Genomic DNA, 15,622 nt, shown 5'->3' with positions numbered 1-15,622 from the left:
GACGCCTATGACATGCGGCGGCGAGCAGCCATGCAGATCAGGCCCAGACCGGCCAGCAGCAGCGCGTAGGTTTCGGGTTCCGGCACCGGCGTGGCGACAGCCAGGTTGTCGAGCACCACGGCATTGCCCTTGAACGAAATCGAGCGGATGTCGGCTATGTCGCGCGTGATGCCGACGAACTGGCCTTCGTTGTAGCCGAATTCGTCGGTGTCGATGCTCAGCGTGTACGACTCGATGATCTGGTTGTTGTCGCCGTAGGCCGACACCACGATGCCGAACGGCAGCACGTCGTCAGCGTAGTGACTGACAAATGCGCCCGCGCCGGCGGTCAGGTCAGCGAAGGTGAAGCGCAGTTCGCCGATGAAGCCGCTGGCGGCGAAGAAGTTGCCGACGCCCCAGAGGCCGTTGGTGCCGAGCACGGCGATGTTGGCGCCCAGTTGCGAGCCGTCGTCACCGGTGAAGGTGATGCCGGGGGCAACCATTTCCGGGCCGCTGGTCAGAAAGCCGTCGTAGCTCTCGAAATCGACGGACAGCGGGTTGTACAGGTCAGCCACGTCATTGGTCAGTGCAGCGTGTGCCGGCAGCATGGCGAACGAAGCCAGCGCGGCAGCGATGAAAGTCAGTTTCATGATGAATCCTTTGGTTGGGGTCACGGTGGCAAAGCTGACCTGCCAGCGTGACGCCCTTGTGAAAGCGATGTGTCTATCCGTTAATCGGCACCCGATCAGGTACCGCTCAGGTACCGATCACGCCGCCGTCGTCCTTGGTGATGATCACCGTGGCCGATCGCGGCTTGCTCGCACCGTTGGCGCTTTGCGTCGTCGGGCCGTTGATGCCGCTGTCCGGCCAGGTGCTGCGCGACGTGAAGCTGCCCGACCAGCTCTCGCCCGGGTGCTGGATGTTGACGAACATGGTCTTGTTGTCCGGCGTGGTGACCACACCGGTCACTTCGCAACGGATCGGACTGGTCAGGAAGCGGGTGATCTGGCGCGTGGCCGGATCGGCGCAGTACATCGCATTGCCGCCGATGTTGACGTAGTTGCCGGTCGCGTCGCCGGCCTGGTCGGTCTGGATCCACAGGCGACCGTCGGAATCGAACCACAGGCCATCCGGCGAACCGAGGTCGTCGCCGATGATGTTGCCCTGACGCGCCGGGTTGCTCGACAGCTTGTCGCCGCACTCAGCGAAGATGTCCCACTGGAAGCCGGTGGCTGCAACATCGCCGCCGTTTTCGTTGAAGCGGATGATGTGACCATGCACGTTGTTGGCGCGCGGGTTGGCGGCATCGGTGACGGTGCGGCCGCTGTTGTTGGTCAGCGTGAAGTACACCTCGCGCGTGGTCGGATGCACGGCGACCCATTCCGGGCGGTCCATTTTGGTGGCGCCGACGAGGTCAGCCGCCTGGCGGCACATGATGACAACGTCGCCCTGGCTGTTGAAGCCGTTCGCCGACGTCAGACCATTCTGGCCATGGACCAGCGGCAGCCATACACCCGTGCCGTCGGCGTTGAACCTGGCGACATACAGCGTGCCGGTGTCGAGCAGATCGCGGTTGGCAGCGCGGTTCTTCGTGTTCAGCTTCTTCGCGCAGACGAACTTGTAGATGTAGTCGTTGATTTCATCGTCGCCCAAGTAGACCGCAACGCTGTTGTCGCTGCCCACCACGCTCCATGCGCCTTCGTGCTTGAAGCGACCGAGCGCGGTGCGCTTGACCGGCATCGAATTCGGGTTCCACGGGTCGATTTCGACCACCCAGCCATGACGGTTCAGTTCATTCGGGTTTTCGCGGAAGTCGAAGCGCGGATCGGCTTCGTGCCAGCGGTAGCCGAAGCCACCCTGGCTGACGCCGTAGCGGGCTTCGTGCGGCGTACGCGGCTGCGCGGCCAGCTTGGCGGCCGTGGTGCCGAAATAGCCATTGAAGTTCTCTTCGCAGGCGAGGTAGGTGCCCCACGGGGTGTAGCCGTGCGCGCAATTGTTCAGCGTGCCGAGCACGGTCATGCCGGCCGGGTCGGCTGCGGTGCGCAGCATCGGGTGACCGGCAGCCGGGCCCGACACCTTACAGGGGGTCGCGCCGGTGATGCGACGGGCGAAGGCGGACGGGCGCTGCACCTTCATCTCGCCGCCGATCTTGCGCACCTCGACCACGCCGACACCGTGTGCCGCGATCTGCGCGTCGACCATGTCCTGCGTGATGACATCGGTACCGTAGGTCAGGGTGTTGTTCACCAGACCCGGGTCGACGTATTCGAAATTGGATACGAGCAGGCCGCGGTCATTGCTCAGACCGCTGGCACCGACGGCCGGGAACGGGAACAGGTGCATGCCGTCGTTGTGCGAGCCCCAGGTCGTGAGCTGACGCTCCGTGGTCATCGCGGTCGACGGATTCCAGTTCGTATTGGCATGCGGGCCGGCCTTGCCGATGGCATCGCCCCAGGAGATGAAGATCTTTGCGGTGTAGCCGTTCGGCACGGTGATGCCGTCGGTCATCGGCGCGATGTTGGCCGGCACGCCGGTGAAGCCGATGCCGCCGTTGGTCGGCGTCGGGCTGGGCACATAGCCGGCGGCGAGGGCTTCGAGGCTGAAGCCACCCATCGACGCGAGCACGGCCGTGCCGATCGAGCCTTTCATGAAATTGCGGCGGCCGGTGAATGCGGCCAGGACGTCACGGATCGACTCGTTGTCGGTCGGGTTGATCGTGACGTTGTTGTCGGGGTGCAGGTGAGCAGACATGCGTTCTCCTCGGCTATATCGGGAATGGTGGGTCGGACGTTCTTCCAGGCGCACGGATCGGTGCGCTGCGTGGACGAGCCAGCGGAGTGTGTGGTGCGTGTTTGACAGGAATAAGACGCCGCATCGTCCGTCCGATGATCCGAACGGCTCATTGCTGCCGGTCGTGGGGATGTCGCCCGTTCCGGCAGGCAGCAAGGGATCGGTCATCTGCAAAAGAAAGGGCGGCATCCGGACCGGATACCGCCCCTGACGGGCGGGTCGAGCGCAGCAGGCTTAACTGCCCGAACGCAGCCTGCGACGGGCCACCCCGCCGACCGCAAACAGACCGGCCAGCATCAGCGCCCAGCTTGCAGGCTCCGGCACTGCAGGGGTGATGGTCACGCGGTAGGCGAGGAACATGGTGTCGATGTCCTTGCCGTCGTTGTACGCGCTGCCGACCTGGAAACCGTCGGTGGTGGCGAAGTCGTTGTCGTTGGCGACGAACAGGAAGTAGTCGTTCGGGCGGCCTTCCTCGAGCGTCGGCAGCAGCACCAGGCCTTCCCATTTCTCGGACAGGTTGTCCAGACCGGGTTGCACGCCATTCACCAGACCGAAGCGCGCCAGTTCAGCGTTGTCGTTGATGTCCAGGAAGGGCGTGTAGAGCGCCGGCGTGATGGCCGGGTTCAGCACGCCGCCCGGCGCGATGACTGCCTCGAAGCTCTGGCCGAGCAGGTTGGTCGCGTCACTGATGTCGATCACATCGACGCGACGCAGATTCGATTCCTGCGTGCCGACGAGATAACCGTTGCTGTCGCGCGGCAGGATGAGCAGCTGCGTGTCGGACACGGCAAGGATTTCGCTCTGCGCGGCCACCAGCGTGCTTGCGCCCTGCTGGAATTTCGGCAACTGCACCGCGTATTCACCGGTGAGCGTGATCTGGTCCAGATCGCTGACGTCGTAGGTGAATAGCCGCGTGTTGTTCCGCGTGGAAGCGTTGGCAAGGTCCTGACGCGCGGCGCTCTGCAGGGCAACAAACAGCGTCTTGCCGTCCGGCGACAGCGACAGGCCTTCGAAACCCTGGTTGTTCGCGCGGCCGGCTGTCGGATTGGCCGGCGTCGGGCCGGACTGACCTTCCGTGGGATTGTTCGAGCTGTAGTCGGTCACGCCGTTGCGTATCGGGCGCACCGACGGCGCCACCGGCAGCGCGCCGATGAATTCGCCTGCAGCCGAGAATCGGTAAATCGACGGGCCGTACTCGTCGCTGATGAGGCGCGAGCCGTCGGCCAGGATGACGATGCCCTCGGCGTCGAGCGACAGCTTGCCGTTGTAGCCCTGCGGCAGTTCCGGCAGCATGGAAGTGGCAGGACGCGCACCGCCGGTGGCAACGCCACCCGGTACCGGGTCGATGCCGCTGAATGGCCGCGTGCCGCCGCCGGCCAATGATTCATACAGCAGCGTCGATTGCGTCAGGGCGAGGCCGATCTGGTTCTGGCCCAGGCCGGTGCTGCCTGCTGCGGCGGGCGTGAAGTCGACCGCGATGCGGTTGATGCGCGCCGTGTAGTCGATCGTGCCCGCCACGTTGTAGCCGCGGTCGGGTGAGGCGTAAAAGATGCCGGTGTAACGGTCGCCGGTGCGTGACCAGGTCGACGCATCGGCCACCAGGCCCGAGATCGAACCGAAGGTTTCACCGTGCTCGTCGCGCAGATTGGCGGCCAGCCGGCCGACGCCGACCAGTTCGTGCAGCGTGAACGAGGTGCCATTCACGAGGGTTTGCGAAAACGAAACCTGTGCGCCGCCGAGCAGTAATACGCCGGCGAACGTCAGGCGGGACAGGTGAAGCAGGGATTTTTTCATGTGACCTCCGGCGGGCTGCGCCCATTGTTGTTGTGAATGATCACCCTGGAGTTTGAGCAGCCTGCGTGACAGCTTGGTGACACCCTGGCGACGGAATCGACTGTGCAGCGCGACAGCCGCCGGAACGGCGTGACACACTGTCGATCATCTCTGTATCAGGCGTCCGGGCATCGTGATCATCATCGAGGTGTTGCTGTGTATTGCGGCGCTGGGCGTCAGCGTGGCGCTGCGTCCGTGGCGCATGTTGCGCGGCCCGCTCGGGGCGCCGTGGGTGGCGTCATGGGTGCTGCTGTCGCTGCTGTGGGTGCTGCCGCAGAACCTGCCGGCCGGCATTTCGATCCAGTTGTCGGGCGCCTGCCTGCTGGTGCTGATGTTCGGCTGGCCGCTGGCGGTCATCGAACTGCTGCTGGTTGCGCTCGCGGTGTGGCTGTTCGGTCAGCTGGGGTGGGCCGCGGTGCTGTCGCAGCTGGTATGGGTCGGCCTGGTGCCGGCAACGCTGGCACTGGCGCTGGGCGAGGTGTTGCGACGCGCGCTGCCGCCGCATCCTTTCATTTACGTGCTGGGACGCGCCTTCATCGGCACCGCGCTCTGCCTGTTCCTTGCCGGGGTGGCCTACGAGTTCGCACACCACCTGATCGACGGCGTCGCGATGGAACAGGCGCTGGTCGCGCGCTGGTTGATGGCCTGGGGCGATGCCTTCATCACCGGCATGCTGGTGTCGATCTTCGTGGCCTTCGTGCCTGAATGGCTGGCAACCTGGTCTGACCGTCGCTACCTGGGGCCCGGCGGACCCTGACCACGCGGCCGCCGCGGACGGTCGTCAGGCCGTCGGCGGCCTGCCCATCTGTAACGCGCGTTCGGCGCGCAATGCGTTCGCCAGCGACTGCTGGCCGCCGCGTGCCGCCGCCTCGATCAGCGTCAGGTCGATCACGTCGCGCTGGGCGTGACTGCCGCCGAAGCGGTGCGAGATGTGGCGGATCGGCCGCAACAGCTCGACCGTCTGCGCATAGTCGCCGTCGGCGAACGCCGCCATCGCGGCTGTAGCGGCACGGCCGACCTCGGCGGTGAACCGCATGTTGTCCGTCCCGTGGTGGCCGTCGCTTTCGATGACGGCCTGCTGCGCGTCGGCAATCGCCCGGATCAGCTCAGTGCGACCTGCCGCCGCAAAGGCCATCGTGGCATGCATGTCATTGAATGCGTAGCGGCCGGTGGTGGCAATCGGTGCCCAGCGGTCGGCCAGCGCCTGCCAGCGCGTCCCGATATCGATGCCGCGCAGATGCAGCCGCCACAGCAGCGCAGACTGGTCGACCAGGTCGAACACCAGGCCCGGCGCGTCGGCGCATACCGGGCCGTCGTACAGCGCCAGCACCGCGTCGATGTCGTCCAGTCCGAGATGGAACAGCGCGAGATGCCAGTGATTGTGCACCGACAGGAAGCTGTCCTGCGCCCAGGCCTGGGGTGCGGCGCGCATCCATGCGACGCCGTCGTGCCGCCGGTTCTGCATTTCCATCACATGCGCAACGGCATGCTGCGCCCAGCCGTCCTGCGGCTGGCGCTCGACCGCCTGCCGGCCGTAGTGCTCGGCACGTGCATAGTCGCCGGTTTCTTCCAGCCCGAACGCCAGCATGCCGGCGACCGCGTGCCAGGCCGGCATGTCGGTGTGCCACGCGGGCAAGGCGCGCGCGATGCGGTCGCGCAGCATGCGCGAATCGCCGAGCAGGAAGTCGGTCTGGTGGCCGGCCTGCAGCGCCAGCGCGTCGAGCGGATGATCAATGGCGAGGTCTTCGAGCACGCGCGCAGCGGCGCGCCAGCGGCCACCGACCAGCAGGCCGACCGCCCTGACATGACGCGCTTCGCGCTCATTGGCGGGCAAACCTTCTGCACTTCTGCACGCGGCGGCGGCAACCGGAAGCCCGGCAGGTTCGGTGCCGAGCAGCATCAGGTAGGCCAGCAGCACATGGCCCATGACCATGTCCGGGCTGTCCTCGAGGGCTGCGCTGACGGTGGCGACCGGGTCGCCGATGAAGCAGCGGAACTGGTGTTCCGCCCGTTCGAGCAGTTCAAGACTGCGTGGGCTGGCGCCACTGACGGCCAGGCCTGTGGGGGTGCGCAAGCTCATGGTCAAACTCCCGTGCGTTCGGGCGATACCGTCTTCCGTCAGCGAACTGCGCGCCCGTCGCAGCTCACCCCGGTCATTGACTACTGATGGTAGGCAATTTCGATGTCAGTATCGAGTTCGGTCACGCAGTCGAGCACCTGGCTGGTCAGGGTCTGGTCATCGTCGCTCCACAGCGCTTCCGGGTCGTCCTCGCGCGTGGACAGCGGCGTGATGTCGAAGTCGATGAACTGGTCGCCGACCTTGAGCACGGTGACGCCCGAGGCGTGGTCCACCAGGGTCCAGTCGTCGGGCACCTGCAGTTCGGCGGTGAGGTGTACGGTCAATGTCTTCATTGCATTCTCCAGTTGGGATGGCCGCACTGTAACGCGCCGGTCGGGTGGTGGGGCGATTGATCTGCAGCGGATCCATGCCGCCTGACCGGCCGGCGCGCAGGCGCGTTCGGTACGATGCGCATCCGGGGCGCGCTTTCGGTTCAGCGATTGCCCGGTCCTCGAAAACGATTTTCCGGAGCTGGAACATGGCGGTGAACCTGATCGAACTTGAATCCGGCCCTGCGCCGACCGCAACCCTCATCGTGCTGCACGGCCTGGGTGCCGACGGCAACGACTTCGTGCCGGTGTGCCGCGCACTGGATCTCGATGCCGTCGGTCCGGTGCGCTTCGTGCTGCCCGACGCGCCGGAACGCCCGGTCACGCGCAATGGCGGCTACATCATGCGCGCCTGGTTCGACGTGTTCGCGCCGGGCTCCGGTATTGATGACGAAGCGGGCATCCGCGCGTCGCAACAGATCGTCGAGGTGCTGATCGCACGCGAAACCGCACGCGGCATGCCGGCGTCGCGCATCGTGCTGATGGGGTTTTCGCAGGGCTGCGCGATGGCGTTGGTGGCCGGCCTGCGCCAGACCGAGCGTCTCGCCGGCATCGCCGGGCTGTCGGGCTATCTGCCGCTGGCCGGCAAGACCGCCGCCGAGCGCAGCGTCGCCAACCGCGATGTGCCGGTTTTTCTGGCGCACGGGCTGAACGACAGCGTGGTCGACATCGACCGCGCGCTGGCAGCGCGCGCCGTGCTCGACGATCTGTCGGTGTCGTACGACTGGCACACCTATGATATGGATCACGAGGTCAGCCCGGACGAAATCGCCGATCTGAACCGCTGGCTGCTGAGGGTGCTGGCCTGATGCCCGGATGACGCCTCACCCCGGCTTCGGCTGACGGGCGGCCAGCAGCTGCGCCAGCTCGACCGCCGAGCGCACGCCCATCTTGTCGAAGATGCGCGCCCGATGCACTTCGACCGTGCGCATCGTCACCCCGAGATCCATCGCGATCACCTTGTTCATCTGGCCGGCCAGCACGCGCTCCATCACTTCCAGCTCGCGGCTGGTGAGCTGGGCGAGGCGCTCATCGATCTCGCGCGCCGCCGCCTGACGGCTCGACCGCTGATGGTGAATGTCGAGTGCGGCCAGCGCACGGTCGACCAGTTCGTTGTCGTTGAACGGCTTTTCGACGAAATCGAAGGCACCTTTTTTCAGTGCGGCGACCGCCATCGGCACGTCGCCGTGCCCGGTCAGGAAGATGACCGGGATGTCGTGGCCGTTTTCGCGCAGCCATCCGAACAATTCGAGCCCGCTCATGCCGTCCATCCGGATGTCGAGCAGCAGGCAGCCGCAGCGCCCGATCTCGCCACCGGCGATCAGCGCCTCGGCCGATGACCACAGCCGCGCGACATGGCCACGCGAGCGGAACAGCCAGCCGAGCGCATCGCGGATGGCGTCGTCGTCGTCGACGATGAATATCTGGCTCGTGCTCATGTCGACAGTGCCTCGGCGTCGGCCGCCGGCAACTTGAGGATGAACACCGTGCCGCCGCCTTCGGCCGCTTCGAACCACAGCCGGCCGTGATGCAGCTCGACGATGGAGCGGCAGATGTTCAGTCCCATGCCCATGCCGTCCGGCTTGGTGGTGAAGAAGGGTGCGAAAAGTTTCTCCGCGATGTCGGGCGGAATGCCGGCGCCGCTGTCGCGCACCGCCACCTGCACGTCCTCGCCGTCGGCCCGGGTATCGATCTGCAGCCGCCGCTTCTCCGCCGAACTGCCGGCCATGGCGTCCATGCCGTTGCGGATCAGGTTCAGCAGTACCTGTTCGATCATCACGCGGTCGGCCAGCACGTCGGCCAGATCCGGTGCCCGAGACGTGGTGATGTGGATGTTGCGCTTGCGGGCATCGGCTTCGATCAGCGCCACCGCGTCATCGACGATGTCGTTCAGCGTGCAGCGCACGCGCTGCGGTTCGGATCGGCGCACGAATTCGTGTACGCGGCGGATGATGGTGCCGGCGCGCCGTGCCTGCGTATTCATTTTCGACAGCGGTTCCCTGAAGTCGGACAGATGGCCCTGGCCGGTTTCGATCATGTTCAGGCAGGCCGTGCTGTAGCTGGAGATGGCAGAAAGCGGCTGGTTCAGTTCATGCGCCAGCGTGGACGCCATTTCGCCCATCGTGATGAGTCGGCCGGTGAATTGCAGCTGCTCCTGCTGCTGCCGGTACAGCGCCTCGGCCTGCTTGCTTTCGGTGACGTCAAGCACCGAACTCATCCAGCCGACGTGCCGACCCTCGGCATCGACCAGCGGTGCCTCGGAAATCAGCACGTCGAAGCGTTCGCCGTCGCGCCGCATGAAGGTCAATTCGATCGCTTCTCGTTTTTCGGCATTGCCGGCCAGGATGCCGTCGTGCAGCGCGCGGATCTGTTCTGCGTGTTCGGGCGCCCAGTAGGGCATCGGCGGGCGCATCGCCATCAACTCGTCGGCGCTCCACCCGACCATGCGGCAGAACGCCGGATTCACGTGTGTGATGCGGCCTTCGAGATCGCGCGCGCGCAGCCCGATGATCAGCGAGTTTTCCATCGCGGTGCGAAACGCATGTTCTTCGCGCAGAGCATGTTCAGCGGCGAGCCGGCGATTGAGGTGGCGGCGCAGCGCCCACAGGCTCCACAGCATGGTCAGTGCGAGGCCGACCAGGGTGACCACCAGCAGCGCCGGCAGCAGGCGGGTTTCGCTGCGGTAGGCGGCGACACGCAGTCGCAACCCGTGGCCGGGCGGCTCGAAAGCGAGTGAGTAGCCCAGGTCGCTGTTGCCGGACGTCACCTTCGACTTGCTGGCCAGTACGTGTTCGGTGTTGTCGATCACCTCGACTGCGTAGCGCTCGGCAAACCACCAGGGCACCGATCGCACGAGCATCTGCGCCAGCGAGTAGCGGCCGCGCATCCAGCCCCGGCCGGCACCCAGCGGCACCAGTACGTCGAACTGCACTTCGCCGTCCTGCAGGATTCTCGGCGGCAGATAGACCGCCTGTCCGATTCGCTCGGCCAGTCGGGCCGGTGCGGCAAGTGCCTCATCGGCCGCGTCGACCGCAACCAGGCGCTCGACGCTCAGCAGCCCCTGGCCGTTGCTCACGAGGCTGCGCGCACGCAGTTCCAGCGCCGCTGCGTCGAAACCCTTTTCAGCTGCTTCGCGACCCAGTTGCCCGATCAGTTCGGCATTGCGATCGAGGTGAAAGCGAAGGTCCTGTTCCATCCACAGCACGTCGCTGATCATCGCGGCGCGTTGGTCCTCCTGATCCTTGCTGTGCAGAAGCCAGACCAGTGCCGCGATGGCTGCGAGGAACAGCACCAGGGCGACGCGTGGCAATACCCAGTACCAGCCCGGTGCGCTGGTGGGCGGTAGGCTGGATGCCGGCATGCGGAGTAGTGAGTCCACGAGGATGGGGTTCTTCTGCGTGTGAGAAGGGAAGCGGCTTGTGCGCAACGAACAGTTCGTATCATAAGTCGCGCATCTGACGCGCTGCAGATCGGATATCCACAACGCGTGCTGCCGATGCATCGTTGCGGATATCCACAATGGCACGTGGCGGTGCCTGGCTCCACACTGCGGTCATCACTCGGCGTCCGCATGTCGTGTGTCCATAACAGGAGGAGATTCCATGAAACTGCATTCCATGCTGTTCGGCCTGATCGCGCTCGGCCTGACCCCGTTTGCCGCTGCGCAACAGCCCATCGTGATCAAGTTCAGTCACGTCGTGGCGACCGAAACCCCGAAGGGCAAGGCGGCGGACTATTTCAAGAAGCGCGCCGAGGAACTGACCGGCGGCAAGGTGAAGGTCGAGGTCTATCCGAACAGCCAGCTGTACAAGGACAAGGAAGAGATGGAGGCGCTGCAGCTGGGTGCCGTGCAGATGCTGGCACCGTCGCTGGCCAAGTTCGGCCCGCTGGGCGTCAAGGAATTCGAGGTGTTCGACCTGCCGTTCATCTTCGATGGCTACGCCGACCTGCACAAGGTGACCAAGGGCCCGATCGGCGCAGGCATCCTGAAGAAGCTCGATTCCAAGGGCATCATCGGTCTGGCGTTCTGGGACAACGGGTTCAAGTCCTTCTCGGCCAACACGCCGATCAGGACGCCGGCTGACCTGAAGGCGAAGAAGTTGCGCATCCAGTCGTCCAAGGTGCTTGAAGAGCAGATGCGCAGCATTGGCGCGCTGCCGCAGGTGATGGCGTTCTCCGAGGCCTATCAGGCGCTGCAGACCGGCGTGGTCGATGGCACCGAGAACCCGCACTCCAATATGTATACGCAGAAGATGCACGAAGTGCAGAAGCACATGGCGGTGACCGACCATGGCTACCTTGGCTACGCGGTCATCGTGAACAAGAAGTTCTGGGACGGTCTGCCGGCCGACGTGCGCGGCCAGCTTGATACGGCAATGAAGGAATCGACCGAGTACGCGAACAAGATCGCCAAGGAAGAAAACGACGCCTCGCTCGAAGGCATCCGCAAGAGCGGCAAGACCGCAGTCTATGTGCCGACCGCCGAGGAGCGCCTGGCGTTCAAGCGCGTCATGGTGCCGGTTCACAAGAAAATGGAAGGTCGCATCGGTCGCGAACTGATCGATGCCATCTACAAGGAAACGGCATTCGATCCGTCGAAGCTGTAATCCGCCTGCTCCGTTCGCGGCCCGATCGGGCTGCAAACGGCTGATCCGCCGGGCGCAGGGCTCTCTGCGCGCCTTTCAAATTTTCGGGGAGACTGCCGTGCTCCGCTTGCTCGACCATATCGAGGAGTGGCTGATCACGCTGCTGATTGGCGTCGCCACCATCGTCATTTTCGTCGCGGTCGTCCATCGCTACGCCACGGGATTCAGCATCCCCGGCCTGCAGGACTGGCTGCTGTCACTGAACCTCAGCTGGGCGCAGGAGCTGTGCATCATCCTGTTCGTGTGGATGGCCAAGTTCGGCGCCGCCTACGGCGTGCGCACCGGCATCCACGTCGGCGTGGATGTGCTGATCAACCAGTTGCAACCCGCGCTGCGCAACAAGTTTGTCATTTTCGGGCTGGCGGCGGGCGCGTTGTTTACCGGCATCGTCTGCGTGCTGGGCAGTCATTTCGTGTGGGAGAATGGCGCCGCCTACGCCGTACGCAGCACGATCGGCCTGGACATCGGCGATCTGTACGAAGGGCCGACCACGCCCGACCTGGAGTGGCCGACCTGGATGGTCTATATGGCGATCCCGCTGGGCTCCGGTCTGATGTGTTTCCGCTTCCTGCAGGTGATGACGACCTTCATCCGCACCGGTGAGTTGCCGCATCACGATCATGCGCACGTCGAAGGCATGGACGAGGTGAAGCCCATTCTGGTGGGCGAAGCGGTCGAGAACGCTGAAGAGACCGAGCACGCGAAGGGAGGCCGCAAATGAGCGCCGCCATCATCTTCGTCATGCTGCTGGTGCTGATGCTGACCGGCATGCCGGTTTCGATCTCGCTCGGTCTGACCGTACTGACCTTCCTGTTCGCGATGACTGACGTGCCGGTCGAGTCGGTCGCACTGAAGCTGTTCACCGGTATCGAGAAGTTCGAAATCATGGCGATTCCGTTCTTCATCCTGGCCGGCAACTTCCTGACCCATGGCGGCGTGGCGAAACGCATGATCAATTTCGCCACCTCGCTGGTCGGCCACTTCCACGGGGGTCTGGGCATGGGGGGCGTGGTGGCCTGCGGCCTGTTCGCCGCAGTGTCGGGTTCCAGCCCGGCGACCGTGGCGGCGATCGGCGCCATCCTGCTGCCGGCGATGGTGAAGCAGGGCTTTCCGATGAAGTTCGGCGCCGGCATTGTCGCCAGCTCGGGCGCGCTGGGCATCCTGATTCCGCCGTCGATCGTCATGGTGATGTACGCGGTATCGACCAATTCGTCGATCGGTGCGCTGTTCATGGCAGGCGTGATTCCGGGTGCGGTGCTGCTGTTCATGCTGGGCTTCACCACCTGGTGGTATGCGAAGAAGAACAACTATCCGCGCATGCCCAAGGCGCCGGTGGCCGACCGTCTCAAGGCCTTCCGCGAATCCTTCTGGGGCCTGATGCTGATCGTGGTCGTGATGGGCGGCATCTATACGGGCATCTTCACGCCGACCGAAGCGGCGGCGATGAGTGCGGTGTACGCCTTCATCGTGGCGGTGTTCGTCTATCGCGATCTGCCTTTGAAGCGCATCCCGAAGGTGCTGCTCGATTCGGCAAACATGAGCGCGATGCTGCTCTACATCATCACCAACGCCATCCTGTTCTCCTTCCTGCTCACGTCGGAACAGATTCCGCAGGCGGTGGCGGCCTGGCTGGTGGACAGCGGATTGGGCGCGCTGGGCTTCCTGCTGGTGGTGAACATCCTGCTGCTGCTGGCCGGCAACATCATGGAACCGTCGTCGATCATCCTGATCACGGCGCCCATCCTGTTCCCGGTGGCCATGGCGCTGGGCATCGATCCGGTGCACTTCGGCATCATCATCACGGTCAATATGGAAATCGGCATGATCACGCCGCCGGTCGGTCTCAATCTCTATGTCGGCAGCGGCATTGCGAAGCTGGGCATGACCGACATGACCAAGGCGGTCACGCCCTGGCTCATCACCATGCTCGTGTTCCTGATGATCGTCACCTACTGGCCGTCGCTGTCGCTCTGGCTCCCGCGCACGCTGGGCATGATGAGTTAGCCGGCATCCCGTTGTTCCATGTTGCAACACAGGCAAAACGCCGCACCACCCTGGTGCGGCGTTTTGCTTTCTCATTATTGATTCAAGCCCGGCGCTCTACCGGTCGTTATCTGCAGAACGAGCCGGACGGCGCACCGCAACGAGACGTCAAAACTACACAAGCGCCGCTTCATTTTTGGCCATCAATCTTGCTTCCGAGGAGGAATACATGAGAAATCAGCTCAGCGTTCGAAAGGCGTTCATATTTCATTCACTGCTGGCGGCTGTCGTCTGCATTACGGCAGCGGCCGTACAGGAAGTCTTCTTCCCCGGCATCACGGGCCTCATCGTAAGTGGCGTTCTCTGCACGACGGTCATCGTCAGCGTGGGTCTGTGGTTCGGCAACGGTTTCGGCCGGCGTGCCGAAATGGTCGTCAACGCCTTGCACAGCCTCGCCGAGGGCAAGCTGAACCACAAGCTCAACCTGTCCGGCAAGGATGATTTCGCCTGGCTGGGCTACGAATACAACCAGGCATGCAAGTCCTTCCGCAAGCTGATCGAGAAGATGACGGTGCTTTCATCGACGCTGACGCAGTCGGCCGAGGAACTGTCGCAACTGACCATCACGGCGAACCAGAACGGTACCAAGCAGGCGGACCGTATCCGCACGGTCGCTGAGGCGATGGAGGAAATGACGGCGTCGGCGCGTCAGGTCGCTGCCCTGTCAGCGGACATGGACAGCATCGTGCGCAGTACGGGTGACAGCACGCGCAGCGGCAAGACCGACCTCGAGCATTCGATGGAAGGCGTCAGTCGCATTGCGGTCGAGATGGAAGAGTCGCTGACCGTGATCGAACGGCTGGTGAAGGATTCCGAGGAGATCGCCAAGATCAACGATGTGGTGAAGGAAATTTCGGACCAGACCAATCTGCTGGCGCTGAACGCCGCGATCGAAGCCGCTCGTGCCGGTGAACAGGGGCGCGGTTTTGCCGTGGTGGCCGACGAGGTGCGCAAGCTGGCACAGCGCACCCAGGGCTCGACTGCCGACATCGAACACATCGTTGCCAAGATCCGTCACGACGCGAAGGAAACCGTGGAACGCGTCGGACAGGCCAGCGAACGGGTCAGCGGTGCGGTCAAGACCTCGCGCGGCGCGGTCGACACCTTCACCGACATCCTGCAGCGCATGGATGAACTGGTCAGCAAGTCCGGCGAAGTTGCACTGAGCATGCAGGAACAGGACACCACTGCGCACGCCATCCTGCGCAATGCGGGCGAACTTTCGGCGCTGTCGGAAGACAACGCACGCGGCGTATCGCTGACCGCCACGCAGGGCGAATCGCTGGCCGCGTCGGCACGCGAACTCGAAGGCAGCCTGCGTACCTTCCAGGTCTGACCCGCGCCCGCCAGACACAAAGGCCCGTCGGAGCATACCGGCGGGCCTTTTTTCTTTTCGGAGCCGCTTTGACGGGGCCGCTCAGCGGCTGCGCAAATCGACGTAGGTCTTGATGGCCCACACGGCTTCCTGCTTCAGGATGCCGTCCCATGCGGGCATGTGTTCAACACCCAGAATGTATTTGCCCTGCTTCACCGTGGTCACGAAGTAGTGATCGACATCGGCCAGGCAGCGTGTCTTCAGCGCGGCGTCCTGCACCTTCCGGCAGTAGCGCTGCAGCCGGCGCAGCGGCGGGGCAGGGTGGCCCTTGGCGTTCATGTCCGGGCCATGGCATTTCGAACAGGTTTCGTTGTACAGCGTGCGCCCTACCGCGGCGATCGTCTCGTCGTCACGATAGGGGTTGGCATCGCGCCAGACATCGCCCAGCACGGGCAGGGATGAGGTGTCGGTCAGCGGCGCCGGAGGCCGCTCGGCGAATGCAGTGCCCGCCAGTACGAACAGGGCAGTGGCGAGCAGCGGGGCGAACAGTCGGTGTGTCATGTCGGGT

14 protein-coding genes are annotated in these 15,622 nt (G+C 64.4%); 6 read left to right on the top strand and 8 right to left on the bottom strand.

Annotated elements, in window-relative coordinates:
• Window positions 1-5: 5 nt before the first annotated feature.
• From ACTIFF_RS12425 to ACTIFF_RS12415, 3 genes are all read right to left on the bottom strand, one after another.
• On the bottom strand, window positions 6-629 hold the full coding sequence (locus ACTIFF_RS12425) for a PEP-CTERM sorting domain-containing protein (RefSeq protein ID WP_439537104.1): 624 nt from the start codon (window positions 627-629) through the stop codon (window positions 6-8).
• A 106-nt stretch (window positions 630-735) separates the two neighbouring features.
• A complete protein-coding gene (locus tag ACTIFF_RS12420) occupies window positions 736-2,730 on the bottom strand; it encodes a PhoX family protein (RefSeq protein ID WP_439537103.1) in 1,995 nt (664 codons plus the stop codon).
• A 273-nt stretch (window positions 2,731-3,003) separates the two neighbouring features.
• Window positions 3,004-4,563 carry an esterase-like activity of phytase family protein gene (locus ACTIFF_RS12415; RefSeq protein ID WP_439537102.1) on the bottom strand — a complete coding sequence of 520 codons (1,560 nt, stop codon included), beginning with the start codon at window positions 4,561-4,563 and terminating at the stop codon, window positions 3,004-3,006.
• Window positions 4,564-4,735: 172 nt separating this feature from the next.
• Here ACTIFF_RS12415 and ACTIFF_RS12410 point away from each other — a divergent pair, with 172 nt between their 5' ends.
• Window positions 4,736-5,359 (top strand): energy-coupling factor ABC transporter permease, encoded by a 624-nt coding sequence (locus ACTIFF_RS12410; protein ID WP_439537101.1) that lies wholly within the window; start codon window positions 4,736-4,738, stop codon window positions 5,357-5,359.
• Between the two features lie 24 nt (window positions 5,360-5,383).
• Here ACTIFF_RS12410 and ACTIFF_RS12405 read toward each other — a convergent pair whose 3' ends face one another.
• The gene (locus ACTIFF_RS12405; protein WP_439537100.1) at window positions 5,384-6,682 is read right to left on the bottom strand and encodes a tetratricopeptide repeat protein; all 1,299 of its coding nucleotides are present in this window, start codon (window positions 6,680-6,682) and stop codon (window positions 5,384-5,386) included.
• A gap of 80 nt (window positions 6,683-6,762) precedes the next feature.
• Entirely contained in the window at window positions 6,763-7,014 is a 252-nt protein-coding gene (locus tag ACTIFF_RS12400; protein WP_069037868.1) for a hypothetical protein, read from the bottom strand.
• A 185-nt stretch (window positions 7,015-7,199) separates the two neighbouring features.
• On the opposite strand from ACTIFF_RS12400, the gene ACTIFF_RS12395 reads away from it, so the two are divergent.
• The gene (locus tag ACTIFF_RS12395) at window positions 7,200-7,859 is read left to right on the top strand and encodes an alpha/beta hydrolase (RefSeq protein ID WP_439537099.1); all 660 of its coding nucleotides are present in this window, start codon (window positions 7,200-7,202) and stop codon (window positions 7,857-7,859) included.
• A gap of 15 nt (window positions 7,860-7,874) precedes the next feature.
• Here ACTIFF_RS12395 and ACTIFF_RS12390 read toward each other — a convergent pair whose 3' ends face one another.
• Together ACTIFF_RS12390 and ACTIFF_RS12385 are read right to left on the bottom strand one after the other, a co-directional pair.
• Window positions 7,875-8,489 (bottom strand): response regulator transcription factor, encoded by a 615-nt coding sequence (locus ACTIFF_RS12390; protein ID WP_069037866.1) that lies wholly within the window; start codon window positions 8,487-8,489, stop codon window positions 7,875-7,877.
• Entirely contained in the window at window positions 8,486-10,429 is a 1,944-nt protein-coding gene (locus tag ACTIFF_RS12385) for a sensor histidine kinase (protein ID WP_439537098.1), read from the bottom strand. Before ACTIFF_RS12385 ends, ACTIFF_RS12390 begins: the two co-directional genes overlap by 4 nt.
• A gap of 223 nt (window positions 10,430-10,652) precedes the next feature.
• Between ACTIFF_RS12385 and ACTIFF_RS12380 the strand changes: the two genes are divergently transcribed.
• The 4 genes from ACTIFF_RS12380 to ACTIFF_RS12365 all read left to right on the top strand — a co-directional run bounded on the left by ACTIFF_RS12380 (window position 10,653) and on the right by ACTIFF_RS12365 (window position 15,075).
• Entirely contained in the window at window positions 10,653-11,657 is a 1,005-nt protein-coding gene (locus ACTIFF_RS12380; RefSeq protein ID WP_439537097.1) for a TRAP transporter substrate-binding protein, read from the top strand.
• Window positions 11,658-11,754: 97 nt separating this feature from the next.
• On the top strand, window positions 11,755-12,417 hold the full coding sequence (locus tag ACTIFF_RS12375; RefSeq protein ID WP_439537096.1) for a TRAP transporter small permease: 663 nt from the start codon (window positions 11,755-11,757) through the stop codon (window positions 12,415-12,417).
• Window positions 12,414-13,700 carry a TRAP transporter large permease gene (locus ACTIFF_RS12370; protein ID WP_439537095.1) on the top strand — a complete coding sequence of 429 codons (1,287 nt, stop codon included), beginning with the start codon at window positions 12,414-12,416 and terminating at the stop codon, window positions 13,698-13,700. Before ACTIFF_RS12375 ends, ACTIFF_RS12370 begins: the two co-directional genes overlap by 4 nt.
• Before the next feature lie 208 nt (window positions 13,701-13,908).
• Window positions 13,909-15,075: a methyl-accepting chemotaxis protein gene (locus tag ACTIFF_RS12365; protein ID WP_439537094.1), complete on the top strand. Its 1,167-nt coding sequence runs from the start codon at window positions 13,909-13,911 to the stop codon at window positions 15,073-15,075.
• An 81-nt stretch (window positions 15,076-15,156) separates the two neighbouring features.
• On the opposite strand, the gene ACTIFF_RS12360 is transcribed toward ACTIFF_RS12365, so the two are convergent.
• Window positions 15,157-15,615, bottom strand: a complete 459-nt coding sequence (locus ACTIFF_RS12360; protein WP_439537093.1) for a c-type cytochrome — start codon at window positions 15,613-15,615, stop codon at window positions 15,157-15,159.
• Window positions 15,616-15,622 lie beyond the last annotated feature (7 nt).

It is taken from the genome of Methyloversatilis sp. (assembly GCF_051861465.1).
Taxonomy (GTDB): domain Bacteria; phylum Pseudomonadota; class Gammaproteobacteria; order Burkholderiales; family Rhodocyclaceae; genus Methyloversatilis.
This window is presented reverse-complemented; position numbering and strand designations above follow the sequence as displayed.